The following is a 20060-nucleotide window of genomic DNA, read 5'->3' as shown; positions in this document are numbered from 1 at the left end:
CGTATGAGAAAATTACTACTAGTGTCATTGGCGGCATTTTGCATCCCCATGCTTGTATTTGCCGGACCTAAGTCTGACAAGAAAACGACCAAAAAGAAAAAAGGTAAAACAGAAGCCGTAACGCCTCCCGCCGACCCTAAAAAAACGGAATATGACAAACTGATAGAGGGCATGAAAAGGCAGGAAGGCATGCTCTGCGCTTATACCAAAGAGGGAAAGCTTCTGCTGGAACTCGGTTCCGAAGCCTTTAAGCATGATTATCTGTTGGCTACCCGATTGGCGGAGACCAGTAATACTGGGGTAGGAGTGGCGGGACAAATGCAGTGTGAACCACTTTGCTTTTATTTCTCTACTGACAGCATCAATGTGTACATACATCAGCGCCAACTTGTATTCGCTGTACCGGAAGGGGACCCTGTACTTCCATCGTTCCATAAGAACTTTACCAATCCCGTGGTAGCTGCCTTCAAAGTGAAAAGCAAATATCAAGGGAACTTGACGATTGATGTTACCGATTTCTTCACCACCGACCAACGCATCATCTCTCCCATACACGACGGTATACGCAAGTCCTACTCCTTTGCACCGGACGCTTCCATTATCAAAGGAGTCAAACTGTTTCCGTCCAATATGGAAGTACGCACACAAATGAATCTCCGCAACAATCAAAACGGCCAGTGCATCACGCTGATGCTCAACCGCTCGATACTCCAATTGCCGGATACGCTGATGGAACAGCGCTTTCAGGACAATCGTGTGGGATATTTCCATTCATTCCGTAACCTATTCGACACCCAGGAAGATAAAGTAACCACCTATAATTTTATCCATCGCTGGAGGCTGGAACCTAAAGACAGGGAAGCCTATTTCCGTGGAGAACTGGTAGAGCCCATAAAACCCATCGTATTTTACGTAGATACAGCATTCCCTCAAAAATGGCGTGAAACAATCATACAAGGTATCTTAGACTGGAACACTGCCTTTGAAGCTGCCGGATTTAAAAATGCCGTCCAAGCCAAGATGTATCCGAACGACCCTAACTTCGATCCGGATGATATGCGCTATAGTTGTGTGAAATATGCCACATACGCGATACCGAACGCGATGGGCCCCAGTTACGTAGACCCCCGTTCGGGAGAGATCCTTACAGCCGATGTCATTTGGTATCACAATGTCATCCAACTTGTACACAACTGGCGGTTTGTACAAACCGGTGCCGTAGATAAACGGGTACGTGCCAATGTGTTTCCTGACGATGTAATGTGCGAATCACTGCGTTATGTCATCTCTCATGAAATAGGACATACGTTAGGTTTGCTCCACAACATGGGAGCTAGCCATTCCTACCCCGTGGAGAAATTGCGCGATCCGGCTTTCACACAGAAATACGGTACGACTCCCAGCATCATGGACTATGCCCGCAACAACTACGTTGCCCAACCCGGCGACTTTGAGAAAGGCGTGAGACTGACGCCTCCTATTTTAGGAGTGTATGACATATATGCCATCAATTGGGGATATCGCCTTATTCCGGGCAATAAGACTCCCAAAGAGCAATCTAAGGTTCTAGCCAAATGGATTGAAGAGAAAGCCGGTGACCCGATGTACCAATTCGGATTACAGCAAATGGGGATTATTGAAGACCCGACCGCCCAAACGGAAGACTTAGGCAATGACCCGATAAAGGCGGGTGATTACGGTATCAGCAATCTGAAAATCGTCTATAAGAACTTGGAAGACTGGATGGGCGTGAAGGGAGATACTTATCAGGATTTAAAAGATTACTTTGCCAGCATTGTCGGACAGTATTCTAATTATTTGGGACATACACTGGGGTATGTGGGAGGAGTTGTATATACTTACAATCGTGTAGGAGAAAAAGACGGCGTACGTGTATTCGTACCCAAAAGTCAACAGTCCGCATCCATGAAATGGGTTGTCAGCCAACTGCGGGAAGCAAACAATTGGCTGATTATACCGGAGAAAATAATCCGCTTCGGATTTGACTTGAATGGTGCCGACGGTCTGATTCAAGGAGGTGCGGCAACACTTTACGATGCCCGTCGGTTGCAACGTATTTATGAAGGAGGCGTAGTAGACGCAAAGAACAACTATACACTCACGTCTTATTTGGATGACGTCTATCGTACTATATTCCAATCTACCATTGCCGGACAGGCACTCAATTATACTGAGATGAAAATGCAGGCGGCAGCCATCGAAGCACTGGCTACCAATGCGGGATTTATACAACCACCCATGGGGGGACTTCGAATCGGATTGGCCGATTCATTCTATTCGGAGAAATGGCGCTGCTGCTGTTCCGCCGCATCCGAGGAACAGTCAGCCACCATGCGTATGCCTGTCATTCCTCCTTTGAATCAGAAGTTGTTGCAATCTTCCTCTTTCGGGCAATTGCAGAAAATACTTCAGCTCTATAAGGCGAATAGTTCCGTAGGCAATCAGGAAAGCCGTGATTTTTATCGTTTCCAGATACAATATATCGAACGCTTGATGAAAAAATAGGCGGATGAGGGATCATTCTCTTTAAACTGAGAAAGCGATATTACAGTTCATATAATATCGCTTTCTTATTGATTAGAAACTATTTTCTACTTACTTGTTGTCATTCTCGCGAATCTCTACCCGGCGAATCTTGCCGCTGATCGTCTTCGGAAGTTCTTCCACGAACTCAATCACACGCGGATATTTATAAGGAGCAGTCACTTTCTTCACATGATTCTGTAACTCCTTAATCAGTTCTTCGCCGGCACGTGCTTTATAATCTTTAGATAGAACAATTGTGGCTTTTACTACCTGACCGCGAATCTCATCGGGTACTCCGGTGATGGCACATTCCACAACAGCCGGATGAGTCATCAATGCACTTTCCACTTCGAATGGGCCGATGCGGTAACCGGAGCTCTTGATAACGTCATCTGCGCGACCGACAAACCACAGGTATCCGTCTTCGTCTTTCCAGGCAACATCACCGGTATAATAAATACCGTCGTGCCAAGCTTCGTGAGTGCGTTCCGCATCCCGGTAGTATTCTTTGAAAAGTCCGAGAGGTTTGCCTTTGCTGGTGCGGATTACAATTTGTCCCTGCTCACCGGCTTCAACAGAGCGACCTTCATGGTCGATCAGGTCTACATCATATTGAGGATTCGGCAGTCCCATGCTTCCCGGTTTCGGTTCCATCCACGGCATGGTAGCGATGGTAAGGGTTGTTTCCGTTTGTCCGAAACCTTCCATCAGTTTGATACCAGTCAATTTCTTGAACGTTTCAAATACGGCAGGGTTCAATGCTTCTCCGGCAATGGTGCAGTATTTGAGTGAAGATAAATCGAACTTCGTCAGGTCTTCGTGAATCAGGAAACGGAAGATGGTAGGAGGTGCACAAAGGGAAGTGACATGATATTCCTGGATTTTTTCAAGAATAGCTGCCGGGGTAAACTTCTCGTGGTCGTAGACGAAGATATTGGCTCCGGCAATCCATTGTCCGTAAAGTTTGCCCCATACCGCTTTCCCCCAGCCGGTATCGGCAATGGTGAGGTGAAGGCTGTTCTCATCCAGATTATGCCAGAAGCTACCGGTAACGATATGTCCTAGCGGATAAGTGAAGTCGTGTGCCACCATCTTAGGCTCACCGGTAGTGCCGGAAGTAAAATACATCAGTGAGATGTCGTCGTTAGTGTTCGCATGGCGGGGACGTACAAACGGGGCGGCATGTTCGATACCCTGATGGAAGTCCTCGAAACCTTCCGGAATATCCGGACCGACACTGATTAACTTTTCTACAGTAGGACATTCGGGAAGAGCATCTATGATATGTTGCAGGATGATTCCTTCACCGGCAGCTACAATCATTTTGATATCGGCAGCATTGCAGCGGTAGATAATATCCTTTTTAGTCAGCAGGTGGGTAGCCGGAATGACGGTTGCTCCCAGTTTGTGGAGGGCGATGGTGCTATACCAGAACTCATAACGCCGTTTCAGAATCAGCATCACCATGTCGCCACGGCCGATACCCAGACTCTGGAAGTAAGAAGCGGTCATGTCTGTATAGCGTTTCATATCGGCAAATGAGAACTGGCGGCTTTCGCCTTTGTCATTTGTCCAAAGCAAAGCGTTCTTGTCGGGTTGTTCGGCAGCCCAGGTATCTACTACGTCGTAGCCGAAGTTGAAATTCTCCGGAACGTTTATTTTTAAGTTTTTGATAAAGTCCTCTTGTGAACTGAAAGAGGTCTGTGATAAAAATCTTTCTACCATGATGTTATTACATAATTACTGCCAGAAAACGTACCGTTTTGCCATCGAGCGCTTTCATGCCATGTGGAAGTTTAGAGTTAAAATAAATGCTGTCGCCTTGGTTGAGGATGATTTCTTTGCCTTCGATGTTGATAAGCATACGTCCTTCGATGACAAGGTTGAATTCCTGTCCGTTATGTTTGTTATAATGGATCGGCTCGTCGATTGCTTTCGGTTCAACGGTAACGATGAACGGGTCGGCGGTACGGTTCATGAATCCTGAAGCCAGCGATTGGTATTTATAAGCTTTGGTACGTTCGATGCTGACACCTTTGCCGGCACGGGTCACGAAGTAGCTGCTCATTTTGGGCTCTTCGCCAAACATCAGGGCGTCGAGAGCTACATTGTACGTACGGGCTATTTTTTGTAACATACTGACGGAGATATCGTACTCTCCAGTTTCCGCAAGCCGGTATTCCTCAGCAGAAATGTCGCTGTCGCGGGCAATGTCTTCAGAAGTCAATTCGAGTACATCACGTAGTCCGCGAAGGCGTTCTGCTATCTGTTTAATTTGGTCATTCATATTGTTGAAGTTATAAGTGATTAGTTATAGTAATTTTGCGAAATGATTTCATTTTATTCAGGCACGGATTACACGGATTTCACGGTTTTTAGTATTATAATTGTATAAAGCAACAGCGTAATCCGTGTAATCCGTGCCTGAACTTACTGACAGTCTTATTGTTATTTCGACGCTTTCATCGCTCGGATGATAGCGGAAGTGAAGCCGTTATGCTCCAGTTCGTTGATTCCCTTGATGGTGATTCCGCCCGGAGTAGTCACCTTGTCGATTTCTACGCTGGGGTGGGTGTCATTGTTCTGAATCAGTGCGGCCGCTCCTTTTAAGGATTGGGCTATCATCTGCATGGCATCTTTAGGACGGAGTCCCATTTCAATTCCGGCTTGCATGGCTGCCTGAATGTATTTCAGAACGTAAGCGATACCGCAGGATGCCAATGCAGTGGCTGCCGCTATTTTATCTTCGGGAATCAGCATCACTGTTCCCATCTCGCTGAATAGCCGGAGGACGAATTTGTCTTGTTCATCATTCGTGTTGCGGGCAGCGACAAGCGTCATGCTTTCCAGTTCGCTGATAGCGGTATTCGGAATCAGACGGAACATCGGCATTTCCGGTGCAACGACACAATGAGCCAATTCTTCAAAGCTGATGCCGGCGGCTACAGAAATTAGTATCTGTTTGCTTTTCAGTTTCAATTCGCGCATCACAGGTTCCATAAACCACGGTTTGACGGCGAGGATGACAATATCTGCTCCTGCGGCAGCTTCCGCATTATTGTTCGTGATAGAGATACCCGGAAATTCATTCTTCAGTTTCTCTAGTTTTCCGGCACTGGGATTGGATACAATGATATCCGAATCGTCTATCAGACTTCCTTTTGCCAGGCCACGGGCTATTGAACCGCCCATGTTTCCTGCACCGATAATGGCTATTTTCATATACGCTTGTTTTTAATGAGTTGTTACAGACAAAGGTAACGGTTAATTACGAAAAAACAAAAAGCAGCCAGAATAAGAACTAAATTTCTAATAGAGGCTGCTTTTATCGTTGGCTGTTTATTAATCAAATGAGCGGTTAGAGTACTTTCTTGAACCGGGCAAGGAACTCTTTTGCTTCCTCCATGCTAAGACAAAGAGGGGGCAACAGGCGAAGTACATTCGTGCCGCTTGCTCCGGTGAATACGTGCTCGTCGTAAATGAGTCGGCTGCGCAGTTCCTTGATTGGTTCTTCAAATTCAAGTCCGATCATGAGTCCGCGTCCGCGCACTTCCTTAATTTGCGGGAATTTCTTTAGTTCTTCCAGTAAATAGTCACCTACAGCTTTTGCATTCTCTACCAGATTTTCCTGTTCAATGACATCCATCACGGCGAGAGCTGCCGCACATGCCAGATGGTTTCCACCGAAGGTAGTTCCCAGCTGACCGTATACCGGTTTGAACATCGGGCTGATTAGGACACCTGCCATCGGGAAGCCGTTACCGATTCCTTTGGCTACAGTGATGATGTCCGGTTTGATGTCGTTATATTGATGAGCGAAGAATTTGCCGCTACGTCCGTATCCGCTCTGAATCTCATCCAGAATCAGGATGGTTCCCGTCTCGCTACAAGTTTTGCGGAGTTCCTGCATAAATTCGGTGGTCGGTATTTTGATACCGCCTACACCTTGAATTCCTTCAATGATAACAGCACAGGTGTCTCCTTTAGACAATTCCTGCTTCATCGCGTCAATGTCGTTGAGCGGAAGGTAGGTGACATGACCGTTATTGTTGATAGGAGCGATAATGGAAGGATTGTGAGTTGCTTCTACTGCAAGAGACGTACGTCCGTGAAACGCTTTGCTGAAAGATACGATTTTGGTACGTCCGTTGTGGAAAGATGCCAGCTTCATGGCATTTTCGTTTGCTTCGGCACCACTGTTAATCAGAAACAGGCTGTAGTCTTCGTAACCGGAAATCTTTCCCAGTCGTTCGGCTACCTCTTGTTGAAGCTTATTGATGACGGAGTTCGAGTAGAAACCAAGTTTTGATACTTGATTGCTGATCATCGCTACATAGTGGGGATGCGCGTGTCCGATGGAGATAACGGCGTGACCTCCGTAGAGATCCAGATATTCTATTCCGTTCTCATCCCATACCTTGCAGCCATCACCTTTGACAATGTTGATATTGTATAAAGGATATACATCGAATAAATTCATAATTCTTCTGTTTTTTAGAAAGCTGAAGGCTTCAAACGTAGTCCTATGGTTTCTTCCAGGTTGAACATCAGGTTCATGTTATGAACGGCTTGTCCGCTGGCGCCTTTCAGCAAGTTGTCGATACAAGAGATAATCAATAGCTTGTCGCCATGCTTTTCCAGATGTATCAGGCATTTATTAGTATTAACGACTTGTTTTAAGTCAATATTCTTATCTACGATGTGTACGAAGGAGTCTTTGGCATAATATTCCTCATACATACGAACGATTTCTTCCTGTGCTACTTTGGTCTTGACTACCAGCGTTGCAAAGATACCACGAGGGAAGTCTCCACGGTATGGAATGAAGTCAATATCTGCATCGAAGCTGTTTTGCAGTTGCTTCAGCGATTGCTTGATTTCCGGAACGTGTTGGTGTTCGAATGCTTTGTACACACTCATATTGTTGTTTCTCCAACTGAAATGACTGGTAGCACCCGGTTTCACTCCGGCGCCCGTACTTCCTGTAATGGCATTTACCATCACATCATCCGTCAGCATCAGGTTCTTGGCGAGCGGAAGCAAACCAAGTTGTATGCAGGTTGCAAAACAACCGGGATTGGCTACGTGCTTCGCCGTGCAAGTGGCCCGGCGGTTCAGTTCCGGCAGACCGTAGATAAAGTCATGGTCATCGCTTTTGATACGGTAGTCCATGGAGAGGTCGATAATCTTCAGGTCTTCCGGTATGTTGTGGCTTTCCATGAATTTCTTTGTGTCGCCGTGGGCGGTACAGAAGAAAAGAACGTCGATTTCGTCCAAAGGTAACTGGTCGGTGAATCTTAAATCTGTTTCTCCATACAAGCCTTCGTGTACGTCGGTAATTTTGTTTCCGGCATTACTGCTGCTGTTGATAAATACGATTTCAGTTTCCGGATGGTTGAGCAGCAGACGGATTAATTCGCCTGCTGTATATCCTGCGCCACCAATGATTCCTGCTTTAATCATATCTCTTCGTCTTTGTGGTTATTATAGTAAACGCGGAGCGGAGTGGAGGTCACTTTGATAAAGCCTTTTGCATCTTCGGCTGTCCAGCCTTTCTGCATTTCACCGTATTCTCCGAATTTAGTCTTCACCAGATCATCTTCCGATTCTACACCTACGGTAGAGAAAGAAAGCGGGCGAAGTTCGAGGATCGCTGTACCGTTCACATTGCGCTGGCTTTCCTGCAACATGGCTTCGATGTCACGCATGACCGGTTCCAGATATTGACTTTCGTGGAGGAACATACCGTACCAGTTAGCTACTTGGTCTTTCCAGTATTGTTGCCATTTGCTCAATGTATACTTTTCAAGGAAACGGTGAGCGCCGATAATCAACATCGGGGCAGCTGCTTCGAATCCTACACGGCCTTTGATACCGATAATTGTATCGCCTACGTGCATATCACGGCCGATACCGTATGCTGCACCAATCTCTTCCACTTTCTGGATAGCTTTGATCGGGTCGTCAAACTTCTCGTCGTTGACAGCTTTCAGTTCCCCTTTTTCAAAAGTCAGGCGGAGCTGTTCGCTACCTTCTTTTTCAACATGTTTGAGGTAGGCTGTTTCCGGGAGTCCTTGCGCGGAGTCGAGAATTTCGCCGCCACAGATAGAAGTACCCCACAAACCAACGTTATAAGAGTATTTCAGCTTAGTAAAGTCTGCGCTGAAACCATGCTTGTTCAGATAATCAATTTCTTCCTGACGGCTCAATGCCATGTCACGGGTCAATGTGATGATTTCCACATTGGGAGCCAGTACGAGGAAAGTCATATCGAAACGGATCTGGTCGTTACCGGCTCCGGTAGAACCGTGTGCGATGGCGTCTGCACCAATCTCGTTGGCATAGCGTGCGATAGCCAATGCCTGGAAGATACGTTCGGAACTGACTGAAATAGGATAAGTACCGTTGCGCAGCACATTTCCGAAAACCATGTATTTCAGACTCTTTTCGTAGTATTCTTGGGTAACGTCCAGTGTTACGTATTTCACTGCTCCCAGTTTATAAGCATTTTCTTCGTTTGTCTTCAGTTGTTCTTCACTGAAACCACCCGTATTGGCACAAGCTGCATATACTTCGTAACCTTTTTCTTTGGCGAGGTACATGACGGTGAACGATGTGTCCAGTCCGCCGCTGAATGCCACCACTACTTTTTTCTTCTTTTCTTCCATAGTGCTGTATCTTTTAAATGTTATTTCTTTCTTGTTCTTTTTTTATGTTCCGCGGGTCTGTCGGATCGTACAGCATGGCTGTGCAGATGCAGAACTTACGGTTCTTCGCTACCAGAATGTCATGGTTGATACATCCTTCGCATCCTTTCCAGAAAGCTTCATCGTCTGTCAGTTCATTGAAAGTGACAGGTACGTAACCCAGTTCGGTGTTCATCTTCATGACTGCTGCTCCGGAGGTCAGACTGAATATTTTTGCTTTCGGCCATCGGAGACGTGCGAGTTGGAAAGAAGCCTGTTTGATACGTTTTGCCAACCCTAATCCACGAAAATCGGGATGAACGATCAGACCGGAAGTAGCTACGTACTGCTTGTTTCCCCATGATTCGATATAGGTGAATCCGGCGAAAGTGTCACCGCAAAGAGCAATAATCGCCTTACCTTCTTTCATCTTTGTCGCTACGTATTCGTGTGTGCGTTCCGCAATTCCTGTTCCTCGTACGGCGGCAGCATTTCTGATAGTTTCCAAAATAGTGTCAACGTAAACCTCATGTGAGGCGTCGGCTACCATAACATCTATTTGTTGAGTGTCCATTTCTTTATTATATAATAATAGGTATAATTATTCGATATTGGGAATGATGAGTGACAAAAGCTGGCGTATCTTGCTGGTTGCAACTCCTTCACGCAATACCAGCATAATCGTGTCATCACCGGCAATGGTTCCCAGGATTTCACTGAATTCATTGTTGTCGATGTCATAAGCCATGCTGCTGGCATAACCGGGACGGGTGCGGATAACGGCAATGTTACCGGAAAACTGCAAAGAGATAAATCCGTTGTTGCGTAACATTTCACCGGCACTCTGGTCGGTAGAACGTTTATACATAATGTTGTTCGGCAGTACATATACGTACTTTCCGTTCATACTGGCAGCCTTGGCTACTTTCAGTTGTTTCAAGTCGCGGGAGAGGGTGGCCTGTGTCAGTTCGAAGCCTTCGCGGTTCAGCTCTTGCAGCAGTTCTTCCTGCGAACCGACCTCCTTGCTTGAGATAATCATTTTGATGGCGTCTAACCGATTTGCTTTCTTCTTCATTGTATAATTATTCTAAGAATGGCGCAAAAGTATGCATTATTTCGGAGAAAATATGCATAAAACCAAAGTTTTTTTGCATAAAATACAAAAAACATCATTAAACGTGTAGTCATTGTCTTAATTTGCTTTCTGTGTTTACGTTGTATATGCCTTACCACTAATGCCACGTCACTCGTAAACGAGCGGTGTCATTCAAAGGTAATATTCAGAGAATTCCTTTGTGAGTGATGTGAGCGAAGAGGCCAACCTTTATATGTGAAGGCGGTGCAGGATGGTGTACATCCTGTAAATTCATGTATTCGTCTTCGCTGCATTTCACTATATAGTAAGGCATATAGTGAAAGTTGCTCCATTCCAGTTACTGGCATCGGAGTATTTAACCAGCACTGGTCAATGATCAAGCTGGTATTTGTCCGATTCCGAAGCATCCTTTTTATTTTTTGCATCGGGTTCATCTTTAGCGATAGTTTACTAATTTATGTTATTATAGGTATGAAATAAAGTCGGCATACATTATAAAATATATGCCGACTAATACACCTATTGGTTGAAGTCTGAGATATGAGCATTATTCCGTATCACTTTCAAAACAAAATCAATCCTGAAATGAATGAAGTTAATTGAAGGTATTAGATTTATCTATAGGATTCAACCCCATAATAACAAAATTATCGCTATTCACAAGATGATAACTCCATTGTTTGTGGTATCCATAATCATATTCTTTATCCCATGGTGGTCCGGTTATTGATAGCGGTTTATCTTGATAAGTCCAAATGTTAAATTTTATTGGTATAAATGTTTGATAGCCAGAATTGTTAAGTATTACATTTGAAGTCGTTTTACTTACTGGAGTCCCTGGTCTACGATCTGCATAAATATATTCAGATTCAATCTTAAAAGATATCGATGGATCTGCAATTGTAGGCATCTTGGCTTGATTCTTATAGAAATATAAATATAAATCTCCGTAACCTTTAATTCGACTATCCATATTAGGTTTGGGCTTATGAACTAGTTCAACATAAAGAGGCTCTCTTTTAATGTTATATTTAAATCTAATCTTAAAAGGACTATTATCTTTAACGTTATTAAAAGTGCAAAATAGTGGTACGCCAGGCTCATTCTTGCTAAACACTCCTTTCTTAATATGCTGAATAAAACCATCATAACCAGTAAAAGATTCAACCACAGTGCTACTATTACCACCAATGAAGTAGATTTTAAAATCACAACCATTTAAAAAGTCCTTTTCCTCGACAGTCAAACTAGAAGAACCGCTTGAAAACAACTTGTTAAAGGTCCTATTCACAGTTTCTTTTGAATATTGTACAGCAGAGTTTGTCTCTAAGGTCATTATACCTAACCTCCCAAAGGAGATAGAGTTAATATAGACGGCCGAATCAACAAGATTTTCAGGAATAGAAGCAATTTGCCCTATCGGATAATCCATTATTGCCTTAAAGCTTGTTTGATAAAATTTTATATATAATCCAGTGGCTTTAGTAATAAATTGATCTTCTTTTTGAGTCCCTGATTGTGATCCCCAAAATAATACTTGAGTATTAACATTGCTTCCAAATGCAACTTTTAATTCATTATATGAGCTAAATTGTTCTATCGTAAAATTAAACTCACTGTTCTGTGAAAACGTTCCCTTCGAAGTTTGTTCTTGAATATATTGCATAAATGTGGAAAAAGAAGGAGCAACGATCTTTTTAGAATCAGTTCCCGGTAATGTAAGTGTTATATTAATTGGCGTTCTTGGATATATTAAGGGTTTATAATTACAATCTGCGACAGAACTTCCCGTTAGTAAATTGCCAATCCATATATGTGGCATTAGTTCGGGCAAAACTACCGATTCTGAACTTTCTGTTTCTCGTATTTCAGTAAATGGGTCACTATTTCTAGTTTTCATACCTGTGAAACCAAGTGTATTACAAGGATTTCTAGTCGTATTTATATCAATTACAATTTCAGCAGGAGCCGGTTTTACGGACTCCTTCATTATCTCAAGGGATTGTTCTCCAGTACATCCTACTAATGATATATAGAGGAATATGTGTATGTATTTTTTCATTATTCTATATTTTTATTTAGCAACAGTGGGTTCATACTAATTACTCTTAGTGGGAAACAAAGCTATGGTGTGACAATAAAGGAAGTATTAAATACAGAATTATCTTGAGCATAGTTTGCCGTAAAGAATATTGGCACACCCGGAACTTCTTTAGTAAATTCCCCCCCTTCAATTATAAAATTCTTGAATTCATTATATCCTTCTAGAATTTTCGCAACTTGTTGATTATCTCCTCCAGAAACCATCAATTTCATCTGAGCATCTTGAAGTATCTTTTTATATTCCGCTGAAATATCTAACTCTACTCCTACTTTGCCAGCTGTCAAAGCAGCTTGAAAAGCAGCTTTGAGTTCATGATACTCGTAATTACTCTCAATAGCTATTATTGCCATTCTACCAAAAATAATAGAATTTACATAGACCGGATTCTTTGATGCGACAGCCTTTAAATCATTCTCATTTTGAAATATATTACCACCTATCGGATAATCCATAATGACTGAAAAATTCTTTTGAACAACACGTGCAAATAATCCGGATTTACTCTTTATTTTCTGGTTACTAAGTGACGCATCTAACTTAAAAAGCCCTAGAATATTCACATTCGCACCAAATGCTAATTTTAATTCCCTATAGTATGAAAATTCCTTGTAATCATATTCGAATGAAAGCGATTGTTTACCTATGAAATAAGGAGACTCTATCGCTTTACTTAAAGAACGATACATTCCAGTTACCGAAGGATGCAAAATATTATCAAAATAATATCTTGGAAATGTAAATGCAACATCAATAGGCTTTACTGTATTGGGAATCCATGAATAAGTCAAATCCTCAATGGATTGTGCTGTATAAACTGCCCCAACAAATACATTATCACTCGTTACCGCCATTTCATTACTATGATTCACATCTGCACGGGTAATCCATTCAGGAGTAAAAGGGTGATATGATACATCCCACTCTAGCGAATGGCAAGGTAACTCTATTGGCTTAGGTACATAACTTTGTTGTGTGCCTTCACTAGAGATCAGATCTGTATCAGCATTGCAAGAATAGAATAATACTCCCAGTAATGCTATCGGAAAAATACACATAAATCTGAAATTTTTCTTTTTCATAAGCAGACATTTTTTAATTAAGACCTATTTTAAATTCAAATTAAACGTCAGATGAGAAACTGAATTATCATCATACTTATTTAAGGAAAAACTTAAGGGAATAATTTCATTTTCCTTAATACTGTTCTTGTATTTCAAGACAAGTTCACTTCCAGCTTTAATTTTTTTGATATTACCTTGAGCATCAAAAAATAGATAATAGAAATCCATATTATTCTTTAACTCTTCTTCATGCCTATCTAATGGCAAACTAAACATAAGTTTTTTTACTATCTTTGCTGAAGCTTCAACATCATAATCAGTTTCGACTATAAGAAAGGCGGTTTTCCCATATGTGATTTGAGATATGTAAGACAAGTTCAAATAGTTGTCTTCTTTTTCAATTTCGGAATTATTCAGTTTACTTGGATAATCCATTATTAAATGAAAAAACTCATGACAATAAGTGTACATCATTCCCCATTGTTTTTTCATTTCAGAGTCTAGGTAAGATTGTTCTGATATCAATTCATCCAATTCTATTCCTAAATTTCCAACTCCCCAAAGATTTAACTCCTTATATGAGTCATAAATAAGTGGTTCATCATTATAATTGAATTTTTCATTTTGAAATGCTACCGTATTTATAATTTTTTCTGCTATTGAATCAGAACTTAATTTGGAAGGATGTTCTAATACATAAATGAACGATTTACCATCAATAAAGGTACCAATAGTTATATTTGAAAAAGAGTATTGAGCATAATTCGAAATATCATAAATAGATTCGGATTCATTATTGATTAAATTTCCATAATATATTTCTTTGTAAATATGAGGATTGACAAATATTTTACTTCCCTTTATCGTATAAATAATCTCTCCATTATCTTTTTTTTTATGTTTGATATCTATATAGTTATTAATAGGGAACGTTCTCCAATATATTTTTTTGTCTTTATTTCCTTCTTGAAATACTTCTATATACCGTTTCAGTCCACATATCTCAATAACTATACTTCCCTCTCTATGGATATATATTTCATTAGGATGAACAGTTATAGTTAATACTTCTTTTGAATCTTTCTTTTTTCTTTCAATACTACACCATTCAGGAGATGAAACAACACTCCATTGAAAGTTTGTTGAAACTACAATATCCATACTTATTCCTAAATAACCAGAGGTTATTTTTGACTCACTAAGTTCTAAATAGCAATTTTGAGTGTTATTTTCACTGTTACATGCTAGTAACGCAAAACAACTTATTACATAAAGTATTTTTCTTCGCATAAAATAGTCAGTTTGTCCAGTATTTGAAGGTTGTCATTCAAAACAACTATTCAGCTACTTATCATTCCAGTAAAATGAGTCGGATTAATATATAATAATGTTGTTATGTATATTTATAATAGTGCAAGATGAATTATATCATTTTTTCACAAGAGAAAAATCCCATATAATAGCCAGCTTGTTGATGACAGTTCAATTTTGTAATCTCCTATTTCTTCTGTTCCTAAATTAATAGTTATATACTTTGTGCTTGCATTATAAGTTTGTTCATGCACCACTTTGCCCGTTGACATATTCGTTATGGTTATTTTAAAATTGGATTCGAAGTTTAATGACTCGGCCGTTAATAAATGATCCACGAGAAATACTTGTGCTGGGAATAAACTACGTTGTGCAGTATGTTGTCCCGAACCACGTATTATAATAGTTTGGCGTGTTGAATAAGTCTCAATCTCACTATTGGCAAAACTCGGTAATTGTGCGAATAGCATGCTGCATAGTAAAAGAGTAAATAGGTCTTTTTTCATGTGTTCTAAATTTAAATTCGGTTTTTTATTTTTGATGCTGTAAACATAGAGCTTAATATTGATTTAGTTTGTGTAGTGTTTTGTTAAAAAGTTGTTAACATGTTGGTTTTTAATGATAATCAATGTTTTATGGTTATATTTCTTCTAATAGAAATTCAAACTTTATGGATGGTTCTACGTTCATCCTATTTAAAATAGCATTTCTTCTTTTATATATAGCATTGGAAGTACAGCCGAATACATATGCAATATCGGCATATTTCATGCCAATTTTTACTAAACAACAGAAGTAGACATCTTCTTTTAATAGTCGTTCATATTGTCCTGTTAGTCGCCTAATGAATCCGTGCGTTAATTGGTCTATTTCAGAAAGCAATGTTTCCCATATTTCGGTCGGTATTTTTTTATTTTCATCCGGATTTTCGTAATTATGCTGTTTTATGGTTAATAAAATCTTGTAGGCGGCAGATCGACTTGTTAATAAGCTATCAAACAAATAACTCTTCTCTTTTTTTATATTAATTAATTGCTCTACAAAATGTATATTTTTGGGGAGGGCATCTGAAGATTGTATTTGTTGCATAAGTTGTTCTATCGCCTTCTCTTTATCGGCAATAGCGTTTTCCATATCTATGCATATCTTGTCTTTTTCTTTTAATAATTCATTGAGACAGCTATTCAGTTGATCTAAATATTGTTTATCTTCATTATACTCACTACATTTTTGTCTCAACTCCGCTATTTCAGCATCTTTATTCTCCACATCTTTTTTCATTTGGATGGATTGTGTAGATATGGTCTGTAATAGAGATTCCTGTTCCAATTTTAATTGTTGTGTCTTCTGACGGTATTTGATTCGTTTGTATGCGAAAAAGACAATGAGTATTATCATGAAACTACCCCCAGCATAGATGTAATTCAAGTATAATGATAGGTTACTTCTGTGTTTTTGCTCACTCTGTTGAAGAAGGGTTTCTTCTTCAACCGCTAAAATTTCCTTTGTACGTTCAATGTGTTTTGTGCTATCTATATATGCTTCATACTTATCTTTGAAATGTAATGCTTCGGCAAAGTTTCCTTTTTTTCGTGCCACATCTTCAAATATAATACAAGCGCTAGCTTTAGTGTAAAAACTGGGAGCAGATAGGCATTTATGAGCATAATAAACAGCTGAGTCATTCTGGTTACTTTTGTAATAGGCATCGCCTAGACTTAGGTATATGCCATATAGTTGAGCGGTGTCTTTTTGTAACATAAGTTCACGTCTGATATATGAAATTGCTTTTTGGGGTTCTCCCATTTCGTTATAAAGAATTCTTAGCGAACTAAGAACCTCTATCTCTACATGTGGATTATTTAGTTTTTCAGCAATGGGTAGGGCGCGGTTTAACAATTCTTTGGCTTTGTCATGAAATGCCTCTCCTTTCATAATACAAATATCTGCCCGTTGTACAAGTAACGTTGCTAAATGGGCGGAGTCAGCCTCTTGTTTGAGAAGTTCTTCCTCGCATACATAAAGGGAATCCGCTTTGTCCAGTAAATCCTGTTGGAAGTATACATATCCAAGGTTTCCATATAGCATACACAATAGTTTGTGGTCTTTGGATTGTTTCACTAATGGCATTGCTTTGAGAAATTCACGTATAGTAGCAGGATTATTTCCTGATTCTTGATACACTCTTCCGAGATAATAATGGGCTTTTGCCTGCATTTCTATATCATTATCTATCGAATCATAATACTCAGTGGCTATGCGGATTAATGAATCCGTGGTTGGTGTGATGTAGTTTTTGTCCTGTGCCTGGGTTAGCAACAAGGCATATTTAGCTTTATGGGCAGATGTTTTTATCTCCGAAACACAGATATTTTCCAGTAGATGCAATGCGCTGTCGGGACGGGTGGACATCAATGAATCTGCAGTAGATAAAAGTAAGTCTCCATTTTCTTTTTGTTGGCAGGCAAAGGTTACAAATATCAGATTAAATAAACAGAGGTAATATATTAGTCTGTTACGTTTTGTTTGGTGCTTGACGTTTTTCATAATACGGCTTTATATATATTACAATTGTGGATATTATATTGCCTATCTTATCATCTTCATTTTATATTTAATTAAGTAATCATGAAAAAATAACTTGGGGCAGATCGGTCTAGGAATTAAACACCATTCTTTCTGCTTTTGCTTCTTCTTCTTCTGCAAATGATTTCTAAATAGGTATTTCTCATCTTATTCCTATGCAATGGTATCTTGCAAACAGTTTATTGCTTATCTGTATGGAATATACCAATTAATCATTTGTGAATCATTAAGCTATACTGTTTTATATAAGGAGGAGCTCATTCGTTCCACTCCAGTGAACAGATAGTTGCACTCTAGTAGAAAGAACCGTTCACTATAGTGCAACGATCTATTCACTGGAGTGGAACGAACCGGATAGTGGTAAGAAAAAACGGTAATGATGGAGGAAAAACAGATAGGTATACGGTGAATGATGCACAAAAAAGCAGTAAACAGCAGAAAGTAGCCAATTAAACTGAAGAAGGAAAAGAGTATGAGAATAAGATGAGAAATGACTTGGAATCTATGAGAAATACACCGTTTTTAGCTATAAATGATGAAAATTCTATGAGAAATGCCATTTTATGTTTTATTTCTCATAGAATTATATAAATGATTTACAATAGATTAACCCGTTCCTATGAGAACATGAGAAATGAAAATGAAAAATCATTTGCAGAAGAAGGGAAGAAAGTTAGAATAGAAATTCTTAAGATATACTTGATGCTCATAATAAATATAATTGAAGATGAAAACCTATATTCCCCGTCCTTTATATACTAAGAGAATAGAACCCTTTATTGATAAAGAACTGATAAAAGTGATAACCGGTCAACGCGGAACAGGTAAAAGCTACATCCTTTTGCAAATATCAGATATGATAAAAAAAGAAAAGCCGGAAGCTAATATAATCTTTGTGGATAAAGAACAACTCGCCTTTCCAGATATTAGGAACTACATGGATCTCTATCAGTATGTATTGAAAATGGCGGAAGATAAGGAAAGCATAAAAAGCTCTCTCACATTCCTGTGAACGGTCATCTGAATATTGTCTTATTGGTATTCTAAAAAATCCGAAACGGATTTTTGTGTCAAAATGTATACCCTTTCAATCAAAATACATAAGGAAAGGGAGGAGGGAATCGCCTATCTTTGCCATGTAGGTAAATGTATACCTTAAACATATAGACAGAATACCATGAAACAAAACTTTTTTGCAGTCGACCTGGGCGCAACGAGCGGTCGTACAATCTTGGGAACTTTCATTGAAGGCGGATTAAATCTGGAAGAGATTAATCGTTTTCCTAACCACCTGATTGAAGTGGGTGGACATTTCTATTGGGATATTTATGCATTATATCGTCACATTATTGACGGATTGAAGTTGGTTGCTCACCGTGGCGAATCCATTGCTTCTATCGGCATCGATACTTGGGGAGTGGATTTTGTATGTGTCGGAAAAGACGGTAACTTGCTCCGTCAACCTTATGCATATCGTGACCCGCATACGGTAGGAGCACCGGAGGCTCTTTTCTCCCGTATCTCCCGTAGCGAAGTGTATGGCAAAACGGGTATTCAGATTATGAATTTTAATTCACTTTTCCAATTAGATACTTTACGTCGCAATCACGACAGCGCATTGGAGGCGGCAGATAAAATTCTGTTTATGCCGGATGCGTTGAGCTATATGGTCACTGGAGAGATGGTGACGGAATATACGATTGCTTCGACAGCCCAGCTGGTGAATGCACAAACACGACGTTTGGAGCCGGAGTTGCTGAAGGCGGTAGGATTGAGTGAGAAGAATTTCGGCCGTTTTGTATTCCCGGGTGAAACGGTGGGAGTATTGACGGAAGAAGTGCAAAAGATTACCGGACTGGGGGCGATTCCTGTGATTGCGGTAGCCGGACACGATACCGGTTCTGCTGTTGCTGCTGTTCCGGCATTGGATCACAATTTTGCTTATTTGAGTAGCGGAACCTGGTCGCTGATGGGAGTTGAAACGGATGCTCCGGTGATTAATGCCGAAACAGAAGCGTTGAACTTTACCAATGAAGGCGGTGTAGAAGGAACCATCCGTCTGTTGAAGAATATCTGTGGAATGTGGCTGCTGGAACGTTGCCGTCTGAATTGGGGAGATACAAGTTATCCTGAATTAATCAGTGAGGCGGATGCTTGTGAACCATTCCGTAGTCTGATTAATCCGGATGATGATTGTTTCGCGAATCCTGCGGATATGGAAAAAGCCATTGCTGAATATTGCCGGGCTACCGGACAATCGGTTCCCGAGAAACGAGGACAAGTGGTGCGCTGTATCTTTGAAAGTCTGGCTTTGCGTTATCGTCAGGTGTTGGAGAATTTACGTTCACTTTCTCCCCGTCCGATTGATACATTGCACGTGATTGGCGGAGGTAGCCGGAATGATTTGCTGAACCAGTTTACTGCCAATGCAATAGGCATTCCTGTGGTAGCCGGCCCGTCTGAAGCGACAGCCATCGGTAATGTGATGATTCAGGCCATGGCAGCAGGCGAAGCAACGGATGTTGCCGGTATGCGCCAGTTAATTAACCGTTCTATCCCGTTGAAGACTTATCAACCGCAAGACACGGAAGCTTGGGATACGGCTTATATCCATTTTAAGAACTGTGTTCGGAAATAAATGGAACAACCGACAGAATAATCATTTTTAA

General features: G+C 40.7%; 17 protein-coding genes. 4 read left to right on the top strand and 13 right to left on the bottom strand.

Annotation, left to right across the window (positions count from 1 at the left end):
- Positions 1–3 precede the first annotated feature (3 nt).
- Positions 4–2526 (top strand): zinc-dependent metalloprotease, encoded by a 2523-nt coding sequence (locus I2I13_RS09135; protein ID WP_148363936.1) that lies wholly within the window; start codon positions 4–6, stop codon positions 2524–2526.
- Between the two features lie 90 nt (positions 2527–2616).
- Here I2I13_RS09135 and I2I13_RS09130 read toward each other — a convergent pair whose 3' ends face one another.
- The 13 genes from I2I13_RS09130 to I2I13_RS09070 all read right to left on the bottom strand — a co-directional run bounded on the left by I2I13_RS09130 (position 2617) and on the right by I2I13_RS09070 (position 17352).
- The gene (locus I2I13_RS09130) at positions 2617–4272 is read right to left on the bottom strand and encodes an AMP-binding protein (protein ID WP_195649293.1); all 1656 of its coding nucleotides are present in this window, start codon (positions 4270–4272) and stop codon (positions 2617–2619) included.
- A 7-nt stretch (positions 4273–4279) separates the two neighbouring features.
- Positions 4280–4834 carry a helix-turn-helix domain-containing protein gene (locus I2I13_RS09125; protein WP_148363934.1) on the bottom strand — a complete coding sequence of 185 codons (555 nt, stop codon included), beginning with the start codon at positions 4832–4834 and terminating at the stop codon, positions 4280–4282.
- A gap of 161 nt (positions 4835–4995) precedes the next feature.
- The gene (proC, locus tag I2I13_RS09120; protein WP_148363933.1) at positions 4996–5769 is read right to left on the bottom strand and encodes a pyrroline-5-carboxylate reductase; all 774 of its coding nucleotides are present in this window, start codon (positions 5767–5769) and stop codon (positions 4996–4998) included.
- A gap of 136 nt (positions 5770–5905) precedes the next feature.
- Positions 5906–7027 (bottom strand): aspartate aminotransferase family protein, encoded by a 1122-nt coding sequence (locus tag I2I13_RS09115; protein WP_195649292.1) that lies wholly within the window; start codon positions 7025–7027, stop codon positions 5906–5908.
- Positions 7028–7041: 14 nt separating this feature from the next.
- Positions 7042–8010 carry an N-acetyl-gamma-glutamyl-phosphate reductase gene (gene argC, locus I2I13_RS09110; protein ID WP_195649291.1) on the bottom strand — a complete coding sequence of 323 codons (969 nt, stop codon included), beginning with the start codon at positions 8008–8010 and terminating at the stop codon, positions 7042–7044.
- Positions 8007–9215, bottom strand: a complete 1209-nt coding sequence (locus tag I2I13_RS09105) for an argininosuccinate synthase (RefSeq protein ID WP_004310468.1) — start codon at positions 9213–9215, stop codon at positions 8007–8009. Before I2I13_RS09105 ends, argC begins: the two co-directional genes overlap by 4 nt.
- Before the next feature lie 13 nt (positions 9216–9228).
- Positions 9229–9807, bottom strand: coding sequence for a GNAT family N-acetyltransferase (locus I2I13_RS09100; protein ID WP_143257045.1), 579 nt, complete (start codon positions 9805–9807; stop codon positions 9229–9231).
- A gap of 27 nt (positions 9808–9834) precedes the next feature.
- Entirely contained in the window at positions 9835–10308 is a 474-nt protein-coding gene (locus tag I2I13_RS09095) for an arginine repressor (RefSeq protein ID WP_004299854.1), read from the bottom strand.
- Between the two features lie 616 nt (positions 10309–10924).
- Positions 10925–12391, bottom strand: coding sequence for a thiol-activated cytolysin family protein (locus I2I13_RS09090; protein WP_195649290.1), 1467 nt, complete (start codon positions 12389–12391; stop codon positions 10925–10927).
- 62 nt (positions 12392–12453) lie between these two features.
- Complete coding sequence (locus I2I13_RS09085) at positions 12454–13512, bottom strand: thiol-activated cytolysin family protein (RefSeq protein ID WP_195649289.1); 1059 nt, start codon at positions 13510–13512, stop codon at positions 12454–12456.
- Positions 13513–13536: 24 nt separating this feature from the next.
- Positions 13537–14784, bottom strand: coding sequence for a BACON domain-containing protein (locus I2I13_RS09080; protein ID WP_195649288.1), 1248 nt, complete (start codon positions 14782–14784; stop codon positions 13537–13539).
- 146 nt (positions 14785–14930) lie between these two features.
- Positions 14931–15311 (bottom strand): DUF3244 domain-containing protein, encoded by a 381-nt coding sequence (locus I2I13_RS09075; protein ID WP_195649287.1) that lies wholly within the window; start codon positions 15309–15311, stop codon positions 14931–14933.
- A 133-nt stretch (positions 15312–15444) separates the two neighbouring features.
- Entirely contained in the window at positions 15445–17352 is a 1908-nt protein-coding gene (locus I2I13_RS09070; RefSeq protein ID WP_195649286.1) for a tetratricopeptide repeat protein, read from the bottom strand.
- A 357-nt stretch (positions 17353–17709) separates the two neighbouring features.
- Here I2I13_RS09070 and I2I13_RS24620 point away from each other — a divergent pair, with 357 nt between their 5' ends.
- From I2I13_RS24620 to rhaB, 3 genes are all read left to right on the top strand, one after another.
- Entirely contained in the window at positions 17710–17844 is a 135-nt protein-coding gene (locus I2I13_RS24620) for a hypothetical protein (protein WP_255518808.1), read from the top strand.
- Positions 17845–18118: 274 nt separating this feature from the next.
- Positions 18119–18403 (top strand): AAA family ATPase, encoded by a 285-nt coding sequence (locus I2I13_RS09065; protein WP_229128597.1) that lies wholly within the window; start codon positions 18119–18121, stop codon positions 18401–18403.
- Positions 18404–18568: 165 nt separating this feature from the next.
- Positions 18569–20029 (top strand): rhamnulokinase, encoded by a 1461-nt coding sequence (rhaB, locus tag I2I13_RS09060; RefSeq protein WP_195649285.1) that lies wholly within the window; start codon positions 18569–18571, stop codon positions 20027–20029.
- The last annotated feature ends 31 nt before the right edge of the window (positions 20030–20060 follow it).

This window comes from Bacteroides sp. D55t1_190419_B8, assembly GCF_015558905.1.
Taxonomy (GTDB): domain Bacteria; phylum Bacteroidota; class Bacteroidia; order Bacteroidales; family Bacteroidaceae; genus Bacteroides; species Bacteroides vicugnae.
Note: the sequence above shows the minus strand (reverse complement) of the source record. Positions and strands in the feature narration are given on the sequence as shown.

Coding starts and splice junctions, on each gene's coding strand:
- I2I13_RS09090 (WP_195649290.1), bottom strand. CDS start 12,391: ATGAAAAAATACATACACATATTCCTCTATATATCATTAGTAGGATGT.
- I2I13_RS09085 (WP_195649289.1), bottom strand. CDS start 13,512: ATGAAAAAGAAAAATTTCAGATTTATGTGTATTTTTCCGATAGCATTA.
- I2I13_RS09080 (WP_195649288.1), bottom strand. CDS start 14,784: ATGCGAAGAAAAATACTTTATGTAATAAGTTGTTTTGCGTTACTAGCA.
- I2I13_RS09105 (WP_004310468.1), bottom strand. CDS start 9,215: ATGGAAGAAAAGAAGAAAAAAGTAGTGGTGGCATTCAGCGGCGGACTG.
- rhaB (WP_195649285.1), top strand. CDS start 18,569: ATGAAACAAAACTTTTTTGCAGTCGACCTGGGCGCAACGAGCGGTCGT.
- I2I13_RS09130 (WP_195649293.1), bottom strand. CDS start 4,272: ATGGTAGAAAGATTTTTATCACAGACCTCTTTCAGTTCACAAGAGGAC.
- I2I13_RS09115 (WP_195649292.1), bottom strand. CDS start 7,027: ATGAATTTATTCGATGTATATCCTTTATACAATATCAACATTGTCAAA.
- I2I13_RS09135 (WP_148363936.1), top strand. CDS start 4: ATGAGAAAATTACTACTAGTGTCATTGGCGGCATTTTGCATCCCCATG.
- I2I13_RS09095 (WP_004299854.1), bottom strand. CDS start 10,308: ATGAAGAAGAAAGCAAATCGGTTAGACGCCATCAAAATGATTATCTCA.
- I2I13_RS09125 (WP_148363934.1), bottom strand. CDS start 4,834: ATGAATGACCAAATTAAACAGATAGCAGAACGCCTTCGCGGACTACGT.
- proC (WP_148363933.1), bottom strand. CDS start 5,769: ATGAAAATAGCCATTATCGGTGCAGGAAACATGGGCGGTTCAATAGCC.
- I2I13_RS09075 (WP_195649287.1), bottom strand. CDS start 15,311: ATGAAAAAAGACCTATTTACTCTTTTACTATGCAGCATGCTATTCGCA.
- argC (WP_195649291.1), bottom strand. CDS start 8,010: ATGATTAAAGCAGGAATCATTGGTGGCGCAGGATATACAGCAGGCGAA.
- I2I13_RS09100 (WP_143257045.1), bottom strand. CDS start 9,807: ATGGACACTCAACAAATAGATGTTATGGTAGCCGACGCCTCACATGAG.
- I2I13_RS09065 (WP_229128597.1), top strand. CDS start 18,119: ATGAAAACCTATATTCCCCGTCCTTTATATACTAAGAGAATAGAACCC.
- I2I13_RS09070 (WP_195649286.1), bottom strand. CDS start 17,352: ATGAAAAACGTCAAGCACCAAACAAAACGTAACAGACTAATATATTAC.